General features: G+C 60.2%; 26 protein-coding genes and 1 other RNA gene. 15 read left to right on the top strand and 12 right to left on the bottom strand.

What is annotated here, in order from left to right:
- Positions 1-25: 25 nt before the first annotated feature.
- The gene (locus SynA1562_RS06945) at positions 26-835 is read right to left on the bottom strand and encodes a TPM domain-containing protein (protein WP_186493278.1); all 810 of its coding nucleotides are present in this window, start codon (positions 833-835) and stop codon (positions 26-28) included.
- Here SynA1562_RS06945 and SynA1562_RS06940 point away from each other — a divergent pair.
- A complete protein-coding gene (locus tag SynA1562_RS06940; protein WP_186493277.1) occupies positions 834-2048 on the top strand; it encodes a class I SAM-dependent methyltransferase in 1215 nt (404 codons plus the stop codon). The genes SynA1562_RS06945 and SynA1562_RS06940 overlap by 2 nt on opposite strands.
- Here the strand turns inward: SynA1562_RS06940 and aroB are convergent.
- The gene (gene aroB, locus SynA1562_RS06935) at positions 2020-3135 is read right to left on the bottom strand and encodes a 3-dehydroquinate synthase (RefSeq protein WP_186493276.1); all 1116 of its coding nucleotides are present in this window, start codon (positions 3133-3135) and stop codon (positions 2020-2022) included. The two genes, SynA1562_RS06940 and aroB, sit on opposite strands and share 29 nt — an antisense overlap.
- A 61-nt stretch (positions 3136-3196) precedes the next feature.
- Here aroB and SynA1562_RS06930 point away from each other — a divergent pair, with 61 nt between their 5' ends.
- From SynA1562_RS06930 to SynA1562_RS06915, 4 genes are all read left to right on the top strand, one after another.
- Entirely contained in the window at positions 3197-4069 is an 873-nt protein-coding gene (locus tag SynA1562_RS06930; RefSeq protein ID WP_186495345.1) for a carbohydrate ABC transporter permease, read from the top strand.
- A gap of 52 nt (positions 4070-4121) precedes the next feature.
- Positions 4122-5282: a 5-(carboxyamino)imidazole ribonucleotide synthase gene (locus SynA1562_RS06925; protein WP_186493275.1), complete on the top strand. Its 1161-nt coding sequence runs from the start codon at positions 4122-4124 to the stop codon at positions 5280-5282.
- Positions 5283-5289: 7 nt separating this feature from the next.
- Positions 5290-5473: non-coding RNA, 6S RNA (gene ssrS / locus SynA1562_RS06920), on the top strand.
- A gap of 500 nt (positions 5474-5973) precedes the next feature.
- The gene (locus SynA1562_RS06915) at positions 5974-6375 is read left to right on the top strand and encodes a hypothetical protein (RefSeq protein WP_255445574.1); all 402 of its coding nucleotides are present in this window, start codon (positions 5974-5976) and stop codon (positions 6373-6375) included.
- Positions 6376-6694: 319 nt separating this feature from the next.
- Here SynA1562_RS06915 and SynA1562_RS06910 read toward each other — a convergent pair whose 3' ends face one another.
- Positions 6695-6907: a hypothetical protein gene (locus tag SynA1562_RS06910; protein WP_186493274.1), complete on the bottom strand. Its 213-nt coding sequence runs from the start codon at positions 6905-6907 to the stop codon at positions 6695-6697.
- Between the two features lie 127 nt (positions 6908-7034).
- Between SynA1562_RS06910 and SynA1562_RS06905 the strand changes: the two genes are divergently transcribed.
- Positions 7035-7187 carry a hypothetical protein gene (locus tag SynA1562_RS06905; RefSeq protein WP_170950607.1) on the top strand — a complete coding sequence of 51 codons (153 nt, stop codon included), beginning with the start codon at positions 7035-7037 and terminating at the stop codon, positions 7185-7187.
- Between the two features lie 171 nt (positions 7188-7358).
- The gene (locus SynA1562_RS06900) at positions 7359-7583 is read left to right on the top strand and encodes a hypothetical protein (RefSeq protein ID WP_186493273.1); all 225 of its coding nucleotides are present in this window, start codon (positions 7359-7361) and stop codon (positions 7581-7583) included.
- On the opposite strand, the gene SynA1562_RS06895 is transcribed toward SynA1562_RS06900, so the two are convergent.
- Positions 7571-7846 (bottom strand): DUF2103 domain-containing protein, encoded by a 276-nt coding sequence (locus tag SynA1562_RS06895; protein WP_186493272.1) that lies wholly within the window; start codon positions 7844-7846, stop codon positions 7571-7573. The two genes, SynA1562_RS06900 and SynA1562_RS06895, sit on opposite strands and share 13 nt — an antisense overlap.
- A gap of 74 nt (positions 7847-7920) precedes the next feature.
- Between SynA1562_RS06895 and SynA1562_RS06890 the strand changes: the two genes are divergently transcribed.
- Positions 7921-8148 (top strand): hypothetical protein, encoded by a 228-nt coding sequence (locus SynA1562_RS06890; RefSeq protein WP_011364414.1) that lies wholly within the window; start codon positions 7921-7923, stop codon positions 8146-8148.
- A 1-nt stretch (position 8149) separates the two neighbouring features.
- Here the strand turns inward: SynA1562_RS06890 and clpS are convergent, their stop codons facing one another.
- A complete protein-coding gene (gene clpS, locus SynA1562_RS06885; RefSeq protein WP_186493271.1) occupies positions 8150-8446 on the bottom strand; it encodes an ATP-dependent Clp protease adapter ClpS in 297 nt (98 codons plus the stop codon).
- A gap of 72 nt (positions 8447-8518) precedes the next feature.
- Between clpS and petN the strand changes: the two genes are divergently transcribed.
- Together petN and SynA1562_RS06875 are read left to right on the top strand one after the other, a co-directional pair.
- The gene (gene petN / locus SynA1562_RS06880) at positions 8519-8620 is read left to right on the top strand and encodes a cytochrome b6-f complex subunit PetN (RefSeq protein WP_011364412.1); all 102 of its coding nucleotides are present in this window, start codon (positions 8519-8521) and stop codon (positions 8618-8620) included.
- 226 nt (positions 8621-8846) lie between these two features.
- Positions 8847-10088: a hypothetical protein gene (locus SynA1562_RS06875; protein ID WP_186493270.1), complete on the top strand. Its 1242-nt coding sequence runs from the start codon at positions 8847-8849 to the stop codon at positions 10086-10088.
- On the opposite strand, the gene psb29 is transcribed toward SynA1562_RS06875, so the two are convergent.
- Positions 10070-10717, bottom strand: a complete 648-nt coding sequence (gene psb29 / locus SynA1562_RS06870; protein ID WP_186493269.1) for a photosystem II biogenesis protein Psp29 — start codon at positions 10715-10717, stop codon at positions 10070-10072. The genes SynA1562_RS06875 and psb29 overlap by 19 nt on opposite strands.
- 80 nt (positions 10718-10797) lie before the next feature.
- Between psb29 and clpP the strand changes: the two genes are divergently transcribed.
- Both clpP and SynA1562_RS06860 read left to right on the top strand, forming a co-directional pair.
- Positions 10798-11391 carry an ATP-dependent Clp endopeptidase proteolytic subunit ClpP gene (gene clpP, locus SynA1562_RS06865; RefSeq protein ID WP_025362250.1) on the top strand — a complete coding sequence of 198 codons (594 nt, stop codon included), beginning with the start codon at positions 10798-10800 and terminating at the stop codon, positions 11389-11391.
- On the top strand, positions 11388-11543 hold the full coding sequence (locus tag SynA1562_RS06860; RefSeq protein ID WP_186493268.1) for a DUF2256 domain-containing protein: 156 nt from the start codon (positions 11388-11390) through the stop codon (positions 11541-11543). The genes clpP and SynA1562_RS06860 overlap by 4 nt, the downstream gene beginning before the upstream one ends.
- A 50-nt stretch (positions 11544-11593) precedes the next feature.
- On the opposite strand, the gene ftsH is transcribed toward SynA1562_RS06860, so the two are convergent.
- Genes ftsH through pyk form a run of 3 tightly spaced genes read right to left on the bottom strand, consistent with a single transcriptional unit; the run spans position 11594 to position 16266 of the window.
- Positions 11594-13513, bottom strand: coding sequence for an ATP-dependent zinc metalloprotease FtsH (gene ftsH / locus SynA1562_RS06855; protein ID WP_186493267.1), 1920 nt, complete (start codon positions 13511-13513; stop codon positions 11594-11596).
- A gap of 58 nt (positions 13514-13571) precedes the next feature.
- A complete protein-coding gene (locus tag SynA1562_RS06850) occupies positions 13572-14801 on the bottom strand; it encodes an ABC transporter permease (protein ID WP_186493266.1) in 1230 nt (409 codons plus the stop codon).
- 13 nt (positions 14802-14814) lie between these two features.
- Entirely contained in the window at positions 14815-16266 is a 1452-nt protein-coding gene (pyk, locus tag SynA1562_RS06845) for a pyruvate kinase (RefSeq protein ID WP_186493265.1), read from the bottom strand.
- Between the two features lie 56 nt (positions 16267-16322).
- Here pyk and SynA1562_RS06840 point away from each other — a divergent pair, with 56 nt between their 5' ends.
- Together SynA1562_RS06840 and SynA1562_RS06835 are read left to right on the top strand one after the other, a co-directional pair.
- The gene (locus tag SynA1562_RS06840) at positions 16323-16652 is read left to right on the top strand and encodes a nucleoside triphosphate pyrophosphohydrolase family protein (RefSeq protein WP_006850816.1); all 330 of its coding nucleotides are present in this window, start codon (positions 16323-16325) and stop codon (positions 16650-16652) included.
- Between the two features lie 7 nt (positions 16653-16659).
- Entirely contained in the window at positions 16660-17133 is a 474-nt protein-coding gene (locus tag SynA1562_RS06835) for a hypothetical protein (protein ID WP_186493264.1), read from the top strand.
- On the opposite strand, the gene SynA1562_RS06830 is transcribed toward SynA1562_RS06835, so the two are convergent.
- From SynA1562_RS06830 to ilvA, 3 genes are read right to left on the bottom strand one after another with little or no spacing between them, the layout of a single operon-like run.
- Entirely contained in the window at positions 17134-17430 is a 297-nt protein-coding gene (locus SynA1562_RS06830) for a YggT family protein (protein WP_186493263.1), read from the bottom strand. It abuts the gene before it with no gap.
- A 24-nt stretch (positions 17431-17454) separates the two neighbouring features.
- Complete coding sequence (scpB, locus tag SynA1562_RS06825; RefSeq protein ID WP_186493262.1) at positions 17455-17952, bottom strand: SMC-Scp complex subunit ScpB; 498 nt, start codon at positions 17950-17952, stop codon at positions 17455-17457.
- A 39-nt stretch (positions 17953-17991) separates the two neighbouring features.
- Positions 17992-19521 (bottom strand): threonine ammonia-lyase, biosynthetic, encoded by a 1530-nt coding sequence (ilvA, locus tag SynA1562_RS06820; protein WP_186493261.1) that lies wholly within the window; start codon positions 19519-19521, stop codon positions 17992-17994.
- 80 nt (positions 19522-19601) lie between these two features.
- On the opposite strand from ilvA, the gene dxs reads away from it, so the two are divergent.
- The gene (gene dxs, locus SynA1562_RS06815; RefSeq protein ID WP_186493260.1) at positions 19602-21533 is read left to right on the top strand and encodes a 1-deoxy-D-xylulose-5-phosphate synthase; all 1932 of its coding nucleotides are present in this window, start codon (positions 19602-19604) and stop codon (positions 21531-21533) included.
- The last annotated feature ends 13 nt before the right edge of the window (positions 21534-21546 follow it).

The following is a 21546-nucleotide window of genomic DNA, read 5'->3' as shown; positions in this document are numbered from 1 at the left end:
GGCATTTCGAGGTCGTCTAGACCCCTCAACCCTCAGCGTCGTTCTGAAGCTTTCGACCAACCGTGGCCTGGGCGATTAGATAAGCCGCGATGCCACCAGCCAGGAAGCCGACCCCATTACGCAGCAGGGGCATCACTTCGGAGGTGCGTGTGACCACAGGGGCAACGCCGAAGACCCCGAAGAGCATCACCCACAGCGGTGAGAGCAGCAGCAACCAGGCCCAGGCAATGGTTTCGCCCTCCTTCCGTGGGTAGGCCGCAAAGCCGGCAATCAAGCCGCCGAAGATCGATGTGGTCAGCGTCCAAAGCCACTGTTCCTGGGGAAGGCCAGGCACCACCTGACAGCCACCACGGTCCAGACAGATTTCCACCGCATTGAGGGCATCCAGCACGGCTCCGTCCTCGCCGTGATCCTTCACGTAGTACTGGTTGCCGTAGCGGGTCTGCAGCTCCACCCAGTAGGTGCGCGGCATCATCGCGAAATAGGCATCGCCAACGTTGAAGTTCAGCAGGTTCCCGCCGCGGGGGTCGGCCACGAGCAGCAGGCTGCTTTCATCCAGCCCCCAGAACTCGCGAATGGCCAGACCTGGTGTGCGTTCGTACTGGGTCAACACCCGCATCTTCCAGCCGGTGCGTTCCTCCACATCCGCCAGGGATGCCTCCAACTGGCTTCTCTGGGTGTCACTGAACACCTTGGCGAGGTCGATCACCGGGGTGGGGTGATCCGGTAGCAGCTCCGGGTTGTCGTAGGCCTCAGCCGGGGTCACCAGAACACCCAGGCTGACCAGAGCCACCACGACAAGGCTCCACAGATGTCGGATGTGATGTGTTCCCATGGAACTGCTGCAGCGACCGGCATTCTCTCCAATGGAACCGATGGTTGCGTCCTGTCCTGACTGGTTGGCAACGCATCTGCATCAGTCGGGGGGTGCCGTTCCGTTTTCCCGGTTCATGGATCTGGCTCTGAATGAGCCGGAGCACGGGTATTACGGCTCAGGCCGTGCACGCATTGGTGCCCAGGGTGATTTCGTCACCTCCCCAGCGTTGGGCAGTGATTTCGCAGCCCTTCTGGCTCCTCAGATCCTGGCCTGGCTGACGTCGATTTCCCGTAGCGATCCTGATCAACGCCTGTCGATCGTGGAAATCGGTCCTGGCGAGGGTCATCTGGCCCGGGATCTGGTCGCTGCGTTGCGTGGTGCTGATCCAGAGCTGTTGGCTCGGATCGAATTGGTGTTGGTGGAGGCCAACCCCGGGATGCGGCGGCGGCAACAGGCTCTGCTGCAAGAGGCGGACGATCTGCCGCTGCGCTGGTGTTCCCTGGACGACTTGCGCCGCGCTCCGGTTCATGGAGTGGTGATCGCCCATGAGTTGTTGGATGCTCTTCCGGTGGAGCGCTTGATCTGGCGGGAGGGATCCTTCCAGCAGCAGTGGGTGGAGCTCAATCCAAACGGTGGCCTGCAAATGACTCATCGGCCTCTCCCCGATGGTTTGCACCAGGAAATCAGGCGTGTTTGCAACCAAGGCGGCATTCAGTTGCCGCCCCCCGATGCCCCAGAAGGGTGGACCACGGAGTGGAACAGTGCATTGCCTGACTGGTTCGCGGCGGCCGCCGCCGCCCTGGATGCGGGTGTGCTGCTGGTGATTGATTACGCCCTGGAGGCCCAGCGTTACTTCACAGCCCGGCGCTCCGACGGCACCTTGATGGCTGTTTGCGCTCAGCAGGCGGGGCTGTCGCCCTTGGATCAGCCCGGTGAGCAGGACCTCACGGCCCACCTCTGCATCGAGGTTGTTGATGAGGCGGCCCAGCGCAATGGCTGGCTGGTGGGTGACCAGGCCAAGCAGGGCGAGGCACTGCTGGCCCTAGGGCTTGCGCAGCGTCTGCATGGGCTGCAGCAGCTACCGGGCCAACAGCTGGCGGAAGCCCTGCAACGCCGCGAAGCCCTGCTTCGCCTGGTGGATCCTGCGGGGCTGGGTGCGTTCCGCTGGCTCACCTACCTCCGCGGGTTGCCGGAAGGCGGCTTCAGCCTTTCAGGCGCTCAAGGCAGCTGAGGATCTCGTCGCGACTGACGTCATCGCGGATCTCAACGGATCCGATGCCGGTGGGCATCACGAAGCGCAGGCGACCGTCGCGCACCTTTTTGTCCCCCTGCAAGCTGTCCAGAACCGCATCGGCGGCGAGATCGGGCCAGGCGGTGGGGAGTCCGGCGCTGTCGATCAGCCGGCGTTGGCGCTCAGCATCCTCGCGACTCCAGCTGCCCCGCAGCACGGCGAGTTCACCCACGGCCACCATGCCAATGGCAACCGCCTCGCCATGCAGCCAGGTGCCATAGCCGCAGAGGGTCTCCACCACATGGCCGAAGGTATGGCCGTAGTTGAGGATCGCTCGTAAGCCTCCTTCCTTTTCGTCGGCGGCCACCACCCGGGCCTTGGCCGCGGCCGATCGCTGCAGGATCGAGCTCAGGCGTTCCGATCCAAGCCCAGCGGGCGTGCTCGGGTTGGGGCAGGCCTCCAGTTCCTCGAACAGCGCCGTGTCACCGAGGATTCCGTACTTGATCACTTCGGCCATGCCGGCCCGGAACTCGCGTTCGGGCAGGGTGTTGAGGGTCGAGGGATCGATCAGCACCAGCCGCGGCTGGTGAAAGGCACCGATCAGGTTTTTGCCGCGGGGATGGTTGACCCCGGTCTTACCCCCGATTGACGCATCCACCATGGCCAGCAGGGTTGTGGGCACCTGCACCACCTGGATGCCGCGCAGCCAGGTGGCTGCCGCAAAACCGGTCATGTCCCCCACAACGCCGCCGCCGAGGGCCACCATCAAGGAGCTGCGTTCGAGCTTGGCGTTGTAAGCCGCATCGTGGATCTCCGCCACCGTGGCGGGCGTCTTCTGGTGTTCGCCGGCGTCAATCACCAAAAGCTCCACGCTGAAACCTGCCTCTCTGAGGCTGTTCAGGCAGGCATCGCCATAGGGGTTGGCGACATCGGGATTGCTGACCACCAGCACACGCCGACTAGCCTGCACCCCAGCGTCCAGGATTTGCTGACCAAGTCTGGCCAGGCCGCCGTTTCCAATCACAACCTCGTAGGGATTGCGCTCCAGCGCAACGCGGATGTGATGCAACGGGGTGATTGTGGTCATGAAACCGTTGGAACCCACCTACTCTCGCAACAGTGTCGCTGGTCCTGTGCGCGAGAGATCAGTGCGCAACTCTCTTTCGGCCTGGGCGTTCCTGCTGCCGGCTGTGGTGCTGATCAGTTTGTCGGTGCTGGTGCCGGCCCTGATGGCTCTGGTGATGAGCTTTACCGCCACGGGGCTGGATGTCAGTGAACCCCTGCGTTTTGTCGGTTTGGCCAACCTGGAGCGCCTGCTGTCGGACCCAATGGCGCGGCAGGTGCTGTTCACCACCTTTCTCTACCTGGTTGGTGTGGTGCCTCCCATCGTTCTGGGGGCGCTGGCGTTGGCGGTGCTGGTGAACCAGGGGCTGCCCGGTCGGTCTCTTCTGCGGGGCGCTTTTTATACGCCGGTGCTGGTGTCGATCGTTGTTGCAGCCATCGCCTTTCGCTGGCTCTATGCCGAGAACGGACTGATAAATGGATGGTTGAGTGCTCTGCTCGGTGATGCCTTCAGCCCGATTGGTTTTCTCACCACGCCGCAACTGGCCCTGCCCGCCGTGATGTTGGTGACCCTCTGGAAAGGACTGGGCTACTACATGGTGATCTTCCTGGCGGGTCTTCAGGGCATTCCCAAGGAGCTCTATGAGGCGGCGGAGCTGGATGGCAGCGAGGGTTGGAGAAAACATCTCGACATCACCCTGCCCTTGATGGGGCCCTACGTGACCCTGGTCGCTGTGGTGTCGTCGATAGCGGCCACGAAGGTGTTTGAGGAGGTGTTCCTGATGACCCAGGGAGGTCCTGCGGATGCCACCCGAACCATCGTTTATTACGTGTATGACCAGGCCTTTGCCGAATTGGAGATCAGCTACGCCTGCACCCTTGGCCTGGCCCTGTTCCTGATGGTGCTGCTGTTCACCATGGTTCGGTTGGCCTTTGCCGGCGATCGGCCGCTGATCTGACGCTGTCACTGACCCTGCAAAGTGGCAAGCTGCGGACATCAGCTCGGACACGATGATCGGCGTTGTGGGAGGTGGTCAGCTGGCACGGATGCTTGTGCAGGCCGCCGCGCAACGCGAGGTTCCGATCGCCGTTCAGACATCCAATCCAGCGGATCCCGCCGCTGGATTGGCGTCGCGTCTCGTGACCGCGGATCCGCGGGATGTGGCTGGAACCCGGGAGCTGGTGGTGGGCTGTGACGGCGTCACCTTCGAGAACGAGTGGGTCAATATCGACGCCCTTCTGCCGCTGGAGCAGCAGGGCGTTCGTTTCCAGCCATCCCTGGCTGCGCTCTCGCCCCTGGTCGACAAGTTGTCGCAGCGTCAGCTGCTCGACGACCTGGCGATCCCGAGCCCGCCTTGGTGTCCGCTGCGTTTGATTTCACCGGCCCAGCCCGCGCTTCCTCAGGGTTGGACCTTTCCGGTGATGGCCAAGGCCTCCCGCGGGGGATATGACGGCAAGGGCACGGTGGTGTTGCGCGATATCGATGCCCTGTCGCAGTTGTTGCGAGCCGTCCCTGCCGAGGATTGGTTGCTGGAATCCTGGGTGGACTACGAGCTTGAGCTGGCTCTCGTGGTCAGCCGCGATCAGCGCGGCCGGATCCGCCATTTCCCCCTGGTGCAGACCCATCAGCATCAGCAGGTTTGTGACTGGGTTCTGGCACCGGCACCGGTGGACCCTTCCGTAGCGGCCTTGGCCTACAACGTTGCTGCGTCGCTGATGACGAAGCTCGGCTATGTGGGGGTGTTGGCTCTGGAGTTCTTCTATGGACCAGCTGGCCTGCAGGTGAATGAGATCGCCCCCCGAACCCACAATTCAGGCCACTATTCGATCGAGGCCTGCACCAGCAGTCAGTTCGATCAGCAGCTCTGCATTGCTGCTGGCCTGCCCGTGCCTGATCCCGAGCTCAAAACCCGCGGTGCCTTGATGGTCAACCTGCTGGGCCTGGACCCCGAACGCCATGATCCATTGGACCAGCGGCTACTGGCGCTTGAAGCCATGCAAGGGCTTCACCTGCACTGGTATGGCAAGTCACCGGAAACTCCGGGGCGCAAGTTGGGCCACGTGACGCTGCTGCTCGAGGGTGAAACGGTGGCGAAGCGTCGCGATGAGGCCGAGTCAGTACTTGCCGCCATTCGCAGGATCTGGCCCCTCGAGAGTGAGAGTCAGGACTAGGCTGGTTAACGAACTGCTGTGTTGGTGACGGCCTTTTTCTAGTGCTCTGATCTGACTCTCTTTCGACTTGGGGAGACTGTCGTGACGGTGACGTAAACCGGCCATGCAGCCGGAAACGAAACCCCACTTTGTCGCCCCTTCTGGTTCTTCCAGGTCGACCACTGGGGCTCGCACGGCATGGTGGTTCACCCCAATCAGGGACGTGAACAGGGTCTGGGCTGAATTTTCTCCAGAAGCGTTGGAGGTCTACACCCACATCGATCAAGTGGGGTGCCACACCCGGTGCGATCAAGGCCTCCTTCGCTTGAACTGCGCATGGAGCAGGGCCTTGCCTAGACCCTTGGGCGGATCTGAGGAGGCAAACGAAACCACCAGCCTTGCGCCTTGATCTCGCCTTTCAATTTAGTAAATCAACCGGAGCATCACTTTTAATGAAATCGATGCGGCTTTTATGAGGTACAAATTACTTGCATGGACTTTGTCCACAGATCTGATTGATCAGCTTTTTCTGTCACGGTCGTGACCAACGTATTGCGGTGGTTTTCTGGGAGGAGAAATAGAACTCTTCAGGCTCTATTCGTTCAGCGACAACTAGCCTTTGGCTTTCAAACAGCACCCACCTTCCTTGCAGAACCTGGTTGATTCCGTCATGATGATTGCATCGGCGCAACTTTGAGCCACTGGTTGGACCATGAACAAGCAGTTGCAGCAGGCCATGTGGCTGCAGGGCAATTCCCGTCATTTTCTAGGACCTAATGTGACGGCTTTGGTCCCTTTGAACCTTCTTGCAGCCGCCTTCACCCATAGCCATTCCGATGCCTCGATGAGGATTTTGCACGGCTACTCCGACCTTGGGCTTGTTTTTGGCGTTTATGGGGCTGTCGTTCTCCTTCTCTTGCAGTCAGATGCTCTGAAGAAGCTCTTGTTCGCCCTTCTTCTCGTTGGCAACATTTCTTTCTTTGTTGTCAACACTTGGATTACGGTGAATGGAATGGGTATTCCGTTTGGGTCGCAATTCCACCTTGCTTTGGCTGCCATCTTTGCGGCTAACTATTTTTTAACCAGTCGCACATATCGTAGTTTTACGGGCTGAGTTGAGCCATCGTGAATTCTTGAGAGTTCTTTTGGTGTTCAATTGGTGAGCTATTGGATGCGCACCAATCAAATTTCTGGCTCAGTCCCCGTGCACGGATGATGACGCGTTCAGTGGATTGCTTAACGGTGACTTGTCTGAGCAAAATTTCTGATTGGCTAGTGGGGTAGGCTTCTCATCAGCCATGACTCAATCACAAAAAATAAAATGAAGAAGAGGCCAATTCCTATTACCAGGACCTTGCCGTTCATCTTGTCAATTTCGATTTCTTGAATTCTAGATTCGTTTGGGTTCGCTTGCTGTTGATCGGCTTGAAGATCTAGGTCTCGGAATGGTTGAACTCTTGCAGCGCATATTGAGCAAGGCATTTGTTTTTATCGGTGTCGGTCAACGAGATGGTGGTCACGCTCTGGTGCCAGTTGCGCCGGTTGATCAATTCGTTGAACTCGGTCAAAGCGTCTTCGAGGTCGTCGAAACTGCCCATGCTCTCCATTGTTTGTTGCCCTTGTTTGACGGCAATTTCGAGGGGCATGGTTCGATTGCTGCACCCATCAAGGCTACCCCTGTGCTGTTGTGTAGTCGATGATGCTTACGGCTGTGTGAACAAAGCTTGTCAGCGCTTTTCCTGTCCTTAGCGTTTGTTTGGTTGCAGTGCTGCGATGCGTGATCCACGCCTGGACGAACTCATCCAGATGGAAACCTGGGATTGGTGGAAAGCTCAGGTCTTTTATTTGCGCGAAAAGAAAGATTATGCTGACGCGGAAGCATTGTTCATGGAATTCAAAATTCCTGCGTCTGACTCCAATGATTGATGCCGCCGTTTGATGTCACTTGTTGATCCAACTGTGCATGGATTGAGGGAACCCACTTCGTTCTCACATTGAGTTTGTTGGCTGTCGGTGTTGTTGAGAATCACTTTTCCGCATCGCTTCACTACTCATCCTTCCGTGCTGGTTTCTTTCTTCTTATCTGTTTTCGGCCTGGTGGCAAGCGCACTGCTTGTGGGTTGTTTCGGCAGCCCCGCGGCAGACGCTGATCCCTTTCTGCCGGATGACGCTGAAGTCGCATGCCGGGCCATCCTTCCCCAATGTTTCCTCCGATCCGATTGGGCTGAACTCTGTGCCCGAGATCCCAGCGTTGCGGTTGGTCATCCTGAGGCCTGTCGAGCTGCCGGATTCGAGTTGGGCCAACCCCTTCAGGGGCGGTGATGCAGGACTGCCTGTTCCAGGTCTGGCCGACTCATCGACGTCACCACAAAGACTTCCTGGGCTGATGTGCCCTTGCGGGCCACCAGCTTGTAACCCCCTGTGATCGGGGTGGACACCCGCAGCTGCAGATCAGGACTGCGTCCACGCACCCTGCTGATCACGGCAGGGGTGATCGTCTGAATATCCGTCTCATGGGACAGGGCCTTCAGCCACGGGATCAAGCCGTCCACATAGGTGCTGTGGGTGATGACGACCCGGCCCAAAGCTGAACGAAAACCCGAGATCTGGTGAAAGTTAGCCACTTTGGCTATGCCAGAGAGAGCGCTCCGGGGCTGTGATGCTGAAATCAGTTGACGCTCTCCGCCACGCGATCAGCGGACCGCTAGAGGACGCATGCGGCCCCCAGGCCCGCATGCTCACCGCTGAAGTGCACGGAACGGAGGTTCGGGGACTGGCCCTGTGTCCTGGCCGTGTGGTGCGTTTCGTGATGGACGAGCAGCTGCAGCGTCTGCAGGTGGCTGATCTGCTGCGGCTCACCAAAGCCAGCCGCAAGCCTGCGGCCTGACTCAGCAGCGTTCCAGAGGCGCCATCGTTAAGCCTTCGGCCTGAAGCTGCTGGTGGTAAAGCTCGGCCTGCTCCAGCGGCCCGCACCAGACTTCTGCAGAACCCTGTCCATCAATTCTGTTGGCGAGGTTCCAGGCCTTGTCCTCACTCATGCCCGGAATGATCTTGCGCAGGCAGTCCACCACGTGTTGGAACGTGTTCACGTCGTCGTCCAGAACGATCACGCGAGCCTCGGGATAACGCTGGGTCGTTCCTTGACGCTCCAGCACTGCTGATGAACCGGGGCTGGAGCTGGTCATGACAGTTGCCTTCGGGCGGACGAAAAGGTGCCGAACCCTAGGTAGGATCCCGACAGTCAAGTGGTCAAGAGCATGTTGTTCACTCTGGGTTGGGCGTCCTTGGCCGCCATGTTCAGTTTTTCCATCGCCATGGTCGTCTGGGGACGCAATGGTGACGGCACCTTGAACTTCTGATCGAATCTGTGCTTCAAGACGCACCCCTTCTCAGCCAGACCCTGGCGGTCACTGCAGCAGTGCTTCTTGTTTTCGTCAGCGTTGCCGTGATCTATCTCTCAACGATCGAATGGAGAGACCGTCGACGCCGTCAAGGATCAACCAAGTCGTCGTCCTGATTGCGTCCATCAGACGTCAACTTGGACTTCATCCCTGCACAACCCTTCTTCTGGGGTTGTGCTTTTTTTTGCCCGCCCTGCTGCTTGGCATATCCAGCCTGCAGACGCCTTCCCTGAATCGCCGTGGAACAGCAGAGCTGTTTGAGATCAGTCAGCGGGCACGCTTGGTTCAGAGCTTTGTGGCGGACCCTTCTGCACCGGTGCCGAGGATCTGGCAGCAGCGGCTTGGTCCTTCGGCAGCCCCTGATCGCTGGGCCCGTCATGGCCGCGGGCTGTGGTGGCTGATCTGGCTTGAAGACGGCGAACCCCTTCTGGCGCTTCCGGCCGTATCGCATTCGTCTTCCCTGGATCTGCTGTTTGCTGATGAATTGCACCGCAGCAGTTTTGATCAACTCCCACCGCTCAAGCGACGGGAGCCCTCGGCCCTGGAGCAGAGCTGCTTGCAGCGGTTGACCAGCGGAACGGCCGTTCAGTGGCAACCCTCAGGCCTGGCCTCCATCAGCGGTTCTCTCTTTCCCGCTTTGGCGAGCGTGTCCCATGGCTGTCTGCGTGTTGCGCTACAGGGCGATCGTCTGTTGGCTCAAGGACCCGTGGCCCCCAGTCCCTTCGCATCCCTGCAGCCTCACCACAAGGAACACTCAGCCAATTTCGTTCGCTTCGATCCGCCGTCGGCCTATCTGGAGCTCAACAGCGTTTCCCTGCAGCCGCTGCTGGGATCTTTGTTCAAAAATTCACTGTTTGCAGAACAACTCGACAGCCGATACGGATTGCCGAAGGAGGTGCGCGACGTTCTTCTCAATGCACCTGTCCTTGTACGGCTCGATGCGCTCGAGGCTGGCCGTTTCCAGGCTTCGATTCAAGCCAGGTTGATGCTGGCTGCTGATCAAACCGACAGGATCAAGCGCAGCCTCGATGCCGTTGCCTCCGCCTTGTTGCAGCGTGGTTTTCAATGGGTGCAACGGTCACTGCTCTCTCCGGAAGGTCAGCCTTCAGACCGTGACGCTGATGTTTGGTTAGATCCTCAGGGGAATCCCCAAGGTGGCTGGTCGTTGAGCCCCCCATTTCAAGGCCAGGTGGAGTTGCTGCTGACTCTGGGGGACGCCCCGAGGCTTGGCCCGAATCCGCTGAAACGGATGGGCCAACAGCGGCTTCGGCTTCAAGCACGACCGGATCAGTTGGTCCGGTTGGATTGGCTCGGACCGGGCTGGCCGCGGGTGCTTGGTCAGGCATCTCAACTGGAGCTTGAGATGACGGCACTACCGACGCAGCAAAAGCCCGGATGGCTTCGGCTTCAGCTTGAGGTGCGTTGAGCCTGCTCTTCCAAACGACGTTCCTTCTTGCGCTTCTCGGCAGCGATCGTCTCTTCCACAAGCTCAACGGCCTGATCCATCCGTTCGCTGTTGGAGCCAAACAGGGTCAAGTCCTTCTCAACGCGATCGGTGGGCAAACCGAGCCCCTCGGCAAATTCTTTGCTCTGTTTGACGATGGCCTCGGTGTCCGAACCTGTGGCATCCGCTGTAGCCGCCTTCAGCAGGCTCATCAATCCAACGGCCATCAAACGCGAGTAGTGGTTGCCCTCTTTGAGGGCGTGGGATGACAGCCAATCCCTGAGGCTCTCGGGATCCTTGCCATTGGCCTGGTCAACCAGAGAGGCGTTGGTTTTGCGCAGCTTTGCTGCGTCGAAGCCGTTGCTGCTGCACAGGGCGCTGAACAGTGCGTCGGTCTGAGCTTCGGGCCGATAGCCCTTGGTGAAGGTGTCAAACACTGTGCAGAGCCCAACGCTGAAGAGCTCGTTGGCTTCAAATCGGCTTTGATGGCTCAGCAAATGCAGCTCCACCAGCAGCTCATCAGCAAGGCGGCGGTACAGCGGCGCAATGACGTGGGGAAAGGCCTGATGAAACGCTCGTTTGCTGTCGGCAATGGTCTGACTTGCGGCCAACGTGCAGTCCAGAATGAATGGCCGAAACCCTAGCGCCGGAGACATCGCCGTTAGGATTACTCGACCCTGCTGATGCTCAGATGATCCCCATTGTGATTGAGGAGTCGGGCCGGGGAGAAAGGGCCTTTGACATTTATTCCAGGCTTCTGCGCGAGCGAATCATCTTCCTTGGTGAGGCCGTCACCAGTGACTCCGCCAACCGGATCGTGGCCCAGATGTTGTTCCTCGAAGCTGAGGACCCCGAGAAAGATATCTACCTCTACATCAACTCGCCCGGTGGTTCGGTCTACGACGGCCTCGGCATCTTCGACACGATGCAGCACATCAAACCGGATGTGCACACGGTGTGTGTCGGCCTCGCCGCAAGCATGGGAGCTTTCCTGCTCTGTGCCGGCACCAAGGGCAAGCGCAGCAGCCTGCAGCACTCCCGGATCATGATTCACCAGCCGTTGGGTGGTGCCCAGGGTCAAGCCAGTGACATCCGCATTCAGGCAGACGAAATCCTCTTCCTGAAAGAACGCCTTAACAAGGAGCTGTCCGATCGGACTGGGCAACCCCTTGATCGGATCCAGCAGGACACCGATCGTGACTTCTTCATGTCACCCACCGAGGCAGTGAACTACGGCTTGATTGACTCGGTGATCGACAAACGTCCCGTTCAGGCTGTTGCTTGAAGAAGGGAAGCTATAAAAACAACCGTCCCAGCAAGATTTGTCCGGTCTGCGCTCGTCCCTTTGAGTGGCGCAAAGCTTGGAGAAATTGTTGGGATGAGGTTGTGTATTGCTCCGAGCGTTGTCGGCGAAGAAAGAACAAATCCAATTCATAAAAAAGCCCCCGTCTGAACCAGACGGGGGCTTTCTTTTGCTGAACCAAGAATCAGTCCAGGGTAACGACGGTGCGGTCTTTCTCAGGAACAGCGGTGAATTCAGCCACAACGGCCTTGAACTCATCGCCATCCATAGTTTCCTTTTCGATCAGCAGTTCCACCAGGCGATCCATGGCTTCGCGATTGGCAGCCACAATCTCCACGGTCTCGTCATAACAGCGCTTCACCATGTTGCGCACTTGAATATCGATCTGTTGGGAGATCGATTCCGACACATCACTGCGTGACATCAAGTCGCGTCCCAGGAACACCTCCTGGCTGCCGCCTTCAAGGGCGACAGGGCCGAGATCACTCATGCCGAGTCGGGTCACCATGTTTCGCGCCATCGAAGCAACCTGCTGGATGTCGCCGCCGGCGCCGGTGGTGACTTCCTGATGGCCGAACACCACATCCTCTGCGGCACGACCACCAAGGGCTCCCATGATGCGTGCTTTGAGCTGGGCACGGGTGACGAGGGTTTGCTCCTCGTCCGGGGAGAACCAAGTCAGGCCCTGGGCCTGACCGCGGGGAACCAAGGTGACTTTCTGAACAGGGTCGTGGTCCTTAACCAGCGTCCCGATCAGGGCATGGCCCACCTCGTGGTAAGCGATCAGTCGCTTGCTGCGGCCGTCGGTGAGGGGACGACCCTCCATGCCGGCAATGATCCGATCGACAGCGTCGTCGATCTCGCTCAAACCGATGGCTTCCTTGCGGCGGCGGGCGGTGAGAATGGCTGCCTCATTCATCAGGTTGGCCAGGTCTGCACCGGTGAAGCCAGGTGTGCGGCGGGCGATGCTTTCGAGAGACAACTCCTCTTCGAGCTTCTTGTTGCGGCAATGGACGTCCAGGATGGCGAGACGACCCTTAATGTCTGGGGCGTCCACGGTGACCTGACGGTCGAAACGGCCGGGACGCATCAAAGCTGAGTCCAGAACGTCGGGGCGGTTGGTGGCGGCAATGATGATGATGCCGCTGTTGCCCTCGAAGCCATCCATCTCCGTCAGGAGCTGGTTGAGCGTTTGTTCACGTTCGTCGTTTCCTCCACCGATGCCGGCACCGCGCTGGCGGCCAACGGCATCAATTTCGTCGATGAAGATCAAACAGGGGCTGTTCTCTTTGGCCTTCTTGAACAGATCGCGGACGCGGCTGGCACCCACGCCAACAAACATCTCGACGAACTCAGAGCCGGAGAGAGAGAAGAAGGGGACGCCCGCTTCACCGGCAATGGCCTTGGCAAGCAGGGTTTTGCCGGTGCCGGGAGGGCCGACCAGCAGAAGGCCGCGGGGAATCTGAGCACCAACGGAGGTGAATCGCTCGGGCTGCTTCAGGAAGGTGACCACTTCCTGCAGTTCTTGCTTGGCCTCGGTGACGCCGGCTACGTCATCGAACATGACGCCGGTCTCCGCTTCCATCATGAAGCGGGCCTTGCTTTTGCCGAATTGCATGGCCTGGCCAGGGCCGCCAGGCATGTTGCTGTTGCGGCGGGCCAAGAAGATCAGGGCACCGATCAGCAGAAGCGGGAAGGCCAGATTGCCCAGAACTCCCAGCGCCGGTGGTGCTGTGCGGGGGGGATGAATGTCGAAGCTGATGCCTTCGGTCTTCAGCGTGTTGATCAGCTCAGGGGCCAGACCAGGAAGATCAACGCGCAGGCGCTGGACCCGGTTGTCGAGGTCGGGGTCAACGGCTTCGATCACGGCGTTGCGGCCACCGTCATAGATATCAACGGCTGTGACTCGACCGGCCTCGACGTAATCGAGGAAGCGGCCATAGCTCATCCGTGCCACCGCAGCATTGCGAGGAGCGACGGTGGTGCCATTGCTGTCTTGGCTGAGGCCATTCATGCCTCCATTGCTCACCACCTGCCAGCCGATCAGCAACACGACGCCGATTGGCAACAGCCAGAGGGCAAGAAGGCGCCAGCGCTGATTCATGAGCTGAAAAAATTCGTTAACGAGTGTAAAGGAATTGTCCTCATTTCTGAGGCCTTGATCAAAGGCTTCTCAAGGCAACAATCGGGTCGAGCTTTGCGGCTCTTCGGGCTGGAACGACCCCGAAGAACAGCCCGATGGATCCTGAGAGTCCAACGGTGACCACCACCATCGTTGCTCCGATCGTTGCTGGCAGGGGCGTGACCGCCGCAACGAGGCTCACTGTTCCAAGACCAGCCAGTGTGCCGATGGCGCCGCCCAGGCTGGCGAGAACAAGTGATTCCACCAGAAACTGCTGCAGCACATCACTGCTGCGGGCCCCCAGGGCTTTGCGCAGACCGATCTCTTCGGTGCGTTCGCTGACGGACACCAGCATGATGTTCATGATCCCGATGCCTCCCACCAGAAGGGAGATCCCACCGATGGCCCCGAGCATCAGGGTGAGTCCTCCGGTGATGGTGCTCACGATGGTGAGGGCGTCCTTCTGGGATCTCACCACGAAATCGTCGTCCCGAAGAATCCGGTGCCGCTGCCTCAGCAGGTTGTTGATCTGAAAGCTGGCTGCGCTGATGCTGTTTTCATCCCTGGCTTCAACACTGATGGAGTTGAGGCTGACGCCGTAAATCGGATCCCGACCAGTGATCCGGTTCACCATCGTGGTGATGGGGATGTAGGTGTTTTCATCCTGGTTGCTGCCGAAGACGGCCCCTTTGGGGGCCATCACACCGACCACCTCAAAGCTCTGATTGCCGATGCGCACCTGCTGGCCAATGGCTGCGCCAGTGGGAAACAACTTGATGCGCAGATCAGAGCCAAGCACGGCAATGGCTTTCGCACCGGCGACGTCCTTGGCGTTGATGAAACGGCCCTTGGCCACCTCGAAGCTGCGCACCGGGAGGAACTCCGATGTCGCGCCGAAGACCGCACCCGTGGAGCTGCGGGCTCCGGCCTGCACCACCTGATTGGTGTTGATCACGGGCGCCACGCGCTTGACGCTGGGAACCTGGGAGGCGATGGCTTCGGCGTCCTCCAGCACAAGCGTTTTAGGTCGGGTGACCCCTTGGCGTCTGGCGTTTGTGTTGCCCGGAACCACAAACAGCACATTGGCCCCGAGGTTGTTCAACTGACCTTCAGCCAGTAGCTGTGCCCCCCGTCCAACACCCACCAGGGTGATCACAGAGGCATTGCCGATCACGATGCCCACCATCGTGAGCAGGCTGCGCAGGCGGTTGCTCCGCAGGGTGGACAGGGCCATCCGCACCGTTTCGGTTGCGGGCATGCGCCGCTTCATGGTTTGGCGTCGTTCAGATCAGTGTCCCCTCTGCTTCGTTGCCGACGATGCTCACCTTGACCAGATCCGTGGATCCGGAAACGCCGGTGTGGGTGCCTGCGGACTGAACCACGAGATCACCCTCCTTCAGCAGGTTGAGCTCCTTGGCCTTGAGCATCGCTGCCTGGAAGGTCTGCGTGGTGCGTTCGCCCTGGGGAATCACCAGCGGTGTCACGCCCCACACCAACTGCAGGCGACAGGCGACGGTGCGATCAGGCGTGATGGCAAGGATGGGTGCCGCTGGCCGGAACTTGCTGACGTTGCGAGCTGTGGCCCCACTGCGGGTGAGGGGAAGAATCGCGGAGGCATTGAGCTGGCTGGCGATGGTGCTGACCGCACCGCTCAAGGCGTTGGGAATGGTGCTGGGCAGGTGGCTGTCGATCGAGCGCTGGGGGTAGTCCTTCTCGATCCTTCGGGCAATGGTGGCCATGGTTTGAACGGCTTCCACGGGGAAATCCCCCACAGCGGTCTCGTTGGAAAGCATCACGGCGTCGGTGCCATCCAGGATGGCGTTGGCCACGTCGCTGACTTCGGCACGGGTGGGGCGGGGGCTGGAGGCCATGGAATCCAGCATCTGGGTCGCCGTGATGATGGGGATGCCCAGGCTGTTGGCCTTGCGGATCAGTTCCTTCTGCAGCAACGGCACTTCCTCGGCCGGCATCTCCACGCCGAGGTCACCGCGGGCCACCATCACGCCGTCACAGAGCGGCAGGATTGAATCGATCTGATCGATGGCCTCAAATTTTTCGATCTTCGCCACCACAGGGGTTTCATGGCCCTGTTCACGGATCAGTCCGCGAATCTCCTCCATGTCGGAGGGATTGCGCACGAAGCTGAGGGCCACCCAGTCCACCCCCTGACTGAGGCCAAAGGCCAAGTCGGTCTTGTCCTTGTCCGTGAGGGCACGAACGGACAGTTGAACGTCTGGGAAGTTGACGCCCTTGTTATTGGAGAGAACACCGCCCACGGTGACGGTGCAATGCAAGGTCTGCTGCGCTTTGTCGACGGTATCGACTTTCATCTCCACACGGCCGTCGTCGAGCAGGATCCGACTGCCGGCGGTGACTTCGTCGGCGAGCTTGTCGTAGGTGACCGTTGCGATCGACTTGTCGCAGCTCACCGGCCGTGAGGTGAGCGTGAACGGATCGCCGTTGGCCAGGGTGATCGGCCCCTCAGCGAACCGCCCGAGCCGAATCTTCGGGCCCTGAAGGTCCTGGAGGATGCCGATGGTCTGCCCCAGTTCCTCAGAAACCTGACGGATCGTGGCGATGCGTGCGGCGTGCTCGCTGTGGTCCCCGTGGGAAAAATTCAGCCTGAAGGTGGTGGCACCAGCCTTCACCAGCTCTTTGATCCGCTCCGGACTCTCCGTTGCAGGGCCAATGGTGGCCACGATCTTGGTCCGTCGGTTCAGGTCGAACTGGCCCATATCGCGGCTGAAAATCCCTGCGGAAACTACCATCCGGGCGTTTCCCAACCGGTCCCATGGAGATGAATTCCTATCAGGACGCCGCCCGAAAGACGGCTGCCTACCCGGATGTTGGCCGTAATCCCATTTATCCGACCCTTGGCCTGACCGGTGAAGCCGGAGAAGTGGCTGACAAGGTGAAAAAGGTGATTCGTGATCGTGGAGGAGTTTTTGATGCCGACACCCGCGAAGCCATCAAGTTGGAGCTAGGAGATGTGCTCTGGTACGTGGCTCAGTTGGCCAGCGAACTGGGTTATGACCTGAATGAGGTGGCTGACGCCAACCTGCAGAAACTGTCGAGCCGGGCTGCCCGCGGGCGCATCGGCGGCAGCGGTGACCAACGTTGATCTCCTGATGCTCCGTCGACTTCTTGCCTTGATGTGCAGCCTCCCTTTGCTGCTGGGACTGGCGCTCCCCTGCGATGCAGCTGAACTGCAACTCAGTCAGCTTCGCCTGGATCCCTGTGGAGAGCTGGATGCTGGCAATCAACCCGAACTGAGTCGGCCGGTGGGTGCCAGCTGTTATGTGCTGACGGGAGATGTTGAGAACCGAAGCAAGAACAGCGTCATCGACACGGATGTGTACGCACGGATCCTGGATGCCAGTGGTGAACCCGTTCTTCCCAACAGAACCCGGGTGGGATCGATCGGGGATGTGAACCCCGGTCACTCCGCGTTCGCCCTGCGAATCTCAGTGCCTGCCGGAACCCCCGGACCGTTCGTGATCAAAAATCCCCGTGCCCGAGGATTCAATGCTCCGGTCCGAACTCGCGTTGATGTTGACGATGATGACTTGCTGCCGCTGGAGCGCGGCATTAACCAGCAGTGATCACCAGCTGGAGCCCGACATGTAGAAGGCGCTGATCGACTGCCCGACAAGGCTCTGCAACAGATTCAGGGCGAGGAAGGCCAGGATTGCGGAGAGGTCAATGCCCCCCAGCGGTGGGATCAATCCCCTGAAGGCGTTGAGGTAAGGGTCGGTGATCGCACTCACGCTGCTCAGCACCGGATTGCCCCAGTCCAGGTTCGGGAACCAGCTCAGCAGAACCCGAACGATCAGCACCAGGGAGTAGATCTGCAGGGTCTGGGCCAGCACCTGCAGCAGGGTGACGGGTAGAGATTCCATGGCGGGGGCTGATCTTCTCCGACTTTATGCAGCTTCCGTCAGATCGGTTGCCCCAAGATCAGGAAGCACGGAGAAGGTGCGATGAAATTTTTCGGTGAGGGTGAGCCAGTAGGACCGCCCCTCGCTCTGACGACGCCGTTCAATGAATTCCTGCGCCAGCAGTTCCTTGATGTGGTCGTAGGCCCCTGAGCCCCGCAGATCCACAAGATCCGATTGAAGGATGCGTTTCTTCAGGGCAATGGTGGCGAGGGTTCGCAGGGTTGCCGTGGATAGATTCACCGGCAGCAGGTCTTTGACCAGATCGCCCATGCCTGGCCTGAGCTGCAGCCCGTAGCGACCGCTCTGTTCAACGATCTCTAGGGCACTGTCGCGCTGGGCGTAGGAGGCCGTCAGGGCCACGAGGGCTTCTTCGACGCTTCGACGGTCGGAGTCGGCCAGCTCTGCCAGTTCGCCGATGCTCACGGGCCGACCCTTGAGATAAAGAATCGCCTCGAGCCGGGTGGGCAGGGATGGAGACGTCATCACAACCCCTCGAGAGAGCTCAAGTTACCGCCCTGAAACTCAGAGGAACAGCCCATAGGCGGGGTTGTTGGTTTCATCCCAGTGGCGATAGCCCAGGGCATTGAGGAATTCTGTCCAGCCCTGCATCTCCTGTTCCGGCACCAGCACGCCTACAACGATGCGCCCCACGTCAGCACCGTGATTTCTGTAGTGGAAGATGCTGATGCTCCAGCCGGGGTGCAGAGCATCTACGAAGCTCATCAAGGCGCCCGGTCGTTCGGGAAATTCGAAGCGGTACAGCAGCTCTTTGCATTCCCCGGCACAGGCCGTGCGCGCTGAAGCCGGCAGACGACCCCCCACCATGTGGCGCAAGTGAACCTTGGCAAATTCGTTTTCGCTGAGATCGAGGCAGGGAAAGCCCCCACGCTCCAGTTGGCTCAGCAGTGAGGCACGGTCGTTGTCATCGCTCACCTGCACACCGATGAAGATCTGCGCAGAAGCGCCATCGGTCATGCGATAGCTGAATTCCGTGAGGCTCCGCTCCCGCAGCAGTTCGCAGAGCCGCCTCAGGCTGCCGGGTGATTCGGGAATCTCCACGGCCAGCATCGCTTCCCGCTCTTCCCCGAGCTCAGCCCGTTCGGCGATGAAGCGCAGGCGGTCGAAATTCATGTTGGCCCCGCAGGCCACCGCCACCAGATGGCGCCCCGTCAGATGGCGCTCGGCCACGTCCTGTTTCATCCCGGCAACTGCCAGGGCTCCGGCGGGCTCCAGGATGGAACGGGTGTCTTCAAAGACGTCCTTGATCGCGGCGCAGATGGCATCGGTGTCGACCCGCACCATGCGATCGACGAACTGCTGGGCCAACTCAAAGGTGTGTTCGCCCACCTTTCTCACGGCGACGCCATCGGCAAACAGTCCCACCTGCTCTAGTTCCACCCGCTGGCCCTGCTCGAGGGAGCGGCTCAGGGCATCGGCATCGACCGGCTCCACGCCGATCACCTCCGTTTCCGGCCACAGCCGTTTGACGTAGGCGGCGATGCCTGCAATCAGGCCACCACCACCCACGGCCACATAGATCGCGTTGGGTGGCTGTTCGGCCTGGCGCATGATCTCCATGCCGATCGTGCCCTGGCCTGCGATCACTTCCGGATCGTCGAAGGGGTGAATGAACGTGAGTCCATCGGCTTTGCAGCGGCGCTGCGCTTCCGCGGAGCACTCGTCGTAGGTCTCGCCATGGAGAACCACGTCACCACCCAGGGCCCGCACAGCGCGCACTTTCACCTCGGGTGTGGTGCTCGGCATCACGATTACCGCCCGACAGCCGAGCCGCTGGGCACTCAGGGCGACGCCCTGGGCGTGGTTCCCGGCGCTGGAGGCAATCACACCCCGCTTGAGCTCGTCGGCGTTGAGCTGCGCCATGCGGTTGTAAGCGCCGCGCAGCTTGAACGAGAACACCGGCTGGAGATCCTCACGCTTCAGCCAGACCGTGTTGTTCAGGCGGCGGCTCAGATTCGGGGCAGGATCCAAAGGGGTTTCCCGCGCCACGTCGTAGACGCGGGCGCGCAGGATCCGCTGCAGGTAATCGGTCATCTCACCATTCTTCCAAGGGTTCGATCCAGACAGGATCCGGGTTGGTTCCCGTAGATTGCACGGATTGGAGTTGTCAGTGCATGCATCTCGGAGATCTGAAGCATCCGAATGAACTGCACGGACTCAGCCCGGCTCAGCTCGAGGATGTGGCTCGGCAGATTCGTGAGCGGCATCTGCAGGTGGTGTCCACCAGTGGTGGTCACCTGGGGCCTGGTCTGGGGGTTGTGGAACTGACCCTGGCGCTGTACCAGACGCTGGATCTCGACCAGGACCGTGTGATCTGGGATGTGGGCCATCAGGCCTACCCCCACAAATTGATCACCGGTCGGTTCAAGGATTTCGATTCCCTGCGTCAGCAGCACGGGGTAGCGGGGTACCTCAAGCGCACTGAGAGCGACTTCGACCACTTCGGAGCGGGCCACGCCAGCACCTCCATCTCAGCGGCGCTGGGCATGGCCATGGCGCGGGACAACCGTGGTGAGTCGTTCAAGTGCGTTGCCGTCATCGGTGATGGAGCCCTGACAGGCGGCATGGCTTTGGAGGCCATCAACCACGCCGGACATCTCCCGAATACACCGCTCTTGGTGGTGCTGAACGACAACGACATGTCGATCTCCCCGCCGGTGGGGGCCCTGTCGAACGTTCTGAACCGTGCGCGGCTTAGCCCGCCGATGCAGTTCCTCTCAGGAAGTGTTGAGGAGAGCGTTCGGCACCTGCCCTTCATGGGTGGCGAGATTCCTGCGGAACTCAACCGTCTCAAGGGCAGCATGCGTCGCCTCGCGGTACCGAAGGTGGGTGCCGTGTTCGAGGAGCTGGGCTTCACCTACATGGGGCCTATCGACGGCCATGACATTGGTGAAATGGTGCGCACCTTCCAGGCGGCCCACCGAGAAGGCGGCCCTGTGCTGGTGCATGTGGTCACCAAGAAGGGCAAGGGCTATCCCTATGCCGAGGCCGATCAGGTGGGCTATCACGCCCAATCGGCCTTTGATCTCGGCACCGGCAAGGCAATCCCGTCATCGAAACCCAAGCCTCCCAGCTACAGCAAGGTGTTTGGGCAGACCCTGGTCAAGCTCTGCGAGCAGAACAGTCGGGTGATCGGCATCACCGCGGCCATGGCTACCGGTACCGGTCTCGACCTGCTTCAGAAGGCCGTTCCTGACCAGTACGTGGACGTCGGCATTGCTGAGCAGCATGCCGTCACCCTGGCGGCGGGCATGGCCTGCGAGGGGTTGCGCCCTGTCGTTGCCATCTACAGCACCTTCCTGCAGCGCGCCTACGACCAGTTGATCCACGACGTGGGCATTCAGAAGTTGCCGGTCACCTTCGTGCTTGATCGCGCCGGCATCGTTGGTGCTGACGGTCCGACCCACCAGGGTCAGTACGACATCAGCTACATGCGGGCCATTCCCAACTTCACAGTGATGGCGCCGAAGGATGAGGCTGAGCTGCAGCGGATGCTGGTGACCTGCCTGCAGCACGACGGGCCCACGGCGCTGCGGATTCCTCGGGGCTCCGGGGAAGGCGTGCCGTTAATGGAAGAGGGTTGGGAAACGCTGCCGATCGGCCGCGGTGAACTGCTGCGGGAAGGCGACGATTTGATGATCGTGGCTTACGGCTCGATGGTGGCGCCGGCCCTTGCGACTGCAACGCTGCTTGAGGAAGCAGGGCTCTCCACCACTGTGATCAATGCCCGCTTCCTGAGGCCCCTGGATCAGGCGCTGATCCATCCCCTGGGGCGACGCATCCCCCGTGTTGTCACCATGGAGGAGGGAGCCCTGCCGGGTGGTTTTGGTGCAGCGGTTCTGGAGTCGTTGACGGATCAGGACATCAACGTGTCGATGCTGCGCATTGGCATCCCTGACCAGCTGGTCGATCACGCCACGCCGCAGCAGAGCAAGGAGGCTCTCGGCCTGACTCCTGCGCAGATGGCTGAACGCATCCTTGAGCGCTTCAGAAACAGCTCGGGTGATCTGCCAGCCAGCGCTTCGATCAAGGCCCTGCAGGCCTGAAACTGGGGCATCA

The sequence above is a fragment of the Synechococcus sp. A15-62 genome, from assembly GCF_014280075.1.
Lineage (GTDB): Bacteria > Cyanobacteriota > Cyanobacteriia > PCC-6307 > Cyanobiaceae > Parasynechococcus.
Note: the sequence above shows the minus strand (reverse complement) of the source record. Positions and strands in the feature narration are given on the sequence as shown.

Excerpts from the sequence above, each read along its gene's own strand:
- SynA1562_RS06940 (WP_186493277.1), top strand. The coding sequence starts at position 834 with ATGGAACTGCTGCAGCGACCGGCATTCTCTCCAATGGAACCGATGGTT.
- SynA1562_RS06945 (WP_186493278.1), bottom strand. The coding sequence starts at position 835 with ATGGGAACACATCACATCCGACATCTGTGGAGCCTTGTCGTGGTGGCT.
- aroB (WP_186493276.1), bottom strand. The coding sequence starts at position 3,135 with ATGACCACAATCACCCCGTTGCATCACATCCGCGTTGCGCTGGAGCGC.
- SynA1562_RS06925 (WP_186493275.1), top strand. The coding sequence starts at position 4,122 with ATGATCGGCGTTGTGGGAGGTGGTCAGCTGGCACGGATGCTTGTGCAG.
- SynA1562_RS06915 (WP_255445574.1), top strand. The coding sequence starts at position 5,974 with ATGAACAAGCAGTTGCAGCAGGCCATGTGGCTGCAGGGCAATTCCCGT.
- SynA1562_RS06910 (WP_186493274.1), bottom strand. The coding sequence starts at position 6,907 with ATGCCCCTCGAAATTGCCGTCAAACAAGGGCAACAAACAATGGAGAGC.
- SynA1562_RS06905 (WP_170950607.1), top strand. The coding sequence starts at position 7,035 with ATGCGTGATCCACGCCTGGACGAACTCATCCAGATGGAAACCTGGGAT.
- SynA1562_RS06890 (WP_011364414.1), top strand. The coding sequence starts at position 7,921 with ATGCTGAAATCAGTTGACGCTCTCCGCCACGCGATCAGCGGACCGCTA.
- clpS (WP_186493271.1), bottom strand. The coding sequence starts at position 8,446 with ATGACCAGCTCCAGCCCCGGTTCATCAGCAGTGCTGGAGCGTCAAGGA.
- petN (WP_011364412.1), top strand. The coding sequence starts at position 8,519 with ATGTTGTTCACTCTGGGTTGGGCGTCCTTGGCCGCCATGTTCAGTTTT.
- clpP (WP_025362250.1), top strand. The coding sequence starts at position 10,798 with ATGATCCCCATTGTGATTGAGGAGTCGGGCCGGGGAGAAAGGGCCTTT.
- ftsH (WP_186493267.1), bottom strand. The coding sequence starts at position 13,513 with ATGAATCAGCGCTGGCGCCTTCTTGCCCTCTGGCTGTTGCCAATCGGC.
- SynA1562_RS06850 (WP_186493266.1), bottom strand. The coding sequence starts at position 14,801 with ATGAAGCGGCGCATGCCCGCAACCGAAACGGTGCGGATGGCCCTGTCC.
- pyk (WP_186493265.1), bottom strand. The coding sequence starts at position 16,266 with ATGGGCCAGTTCGACCTGAACCGACGGACCAAGATCGTGGCCACCATT.
- SynA1562_RS06840 (WP_006850816.1), top strand. The coding sequence starts at position 16,323 with ATGGAGATGAATTCCTATCAGGACGCCGCCCGAAAGACGGCTGCCTAC.
- SynA1562_RS06835 (WP_186493264.1), top strand. The coding sequence starts at position 16,660 with ATGCTCCGTCGACTTCTTGCCTTGATGTGCAGCCTCCCTTTGCTGCTG.
- SynA1562_RS06830 (WP_186493263.1), bottom strand. The coding sequence starts at position 17,430 with ATGGAATCTCTACCCGTCACCCTGCTGCAGGTGCTGGCCCAGACCCTG.
- scpB (WP_186493262.1), bottom strand. The coding sequence starts at position 17,952 with ATGACGTCTCCATCCCTGCCCACCCGGCTCGAGGCGATTCTTTATCTC.
- ilvA (WP_186493261.1), bottom strand. The coding sequence starts at position 19,521 with ATGACCGATTACCTGCAGCGGATCCTGCGCGCCCGCGTCTACGACGTG.
- dxs (WP_186493260.1), top strand. The coding sequence starts at position 19,602 with ATGCATCTCGGAGATCTGAAGCATCCGAATGAACTGCACGGACTCAGC.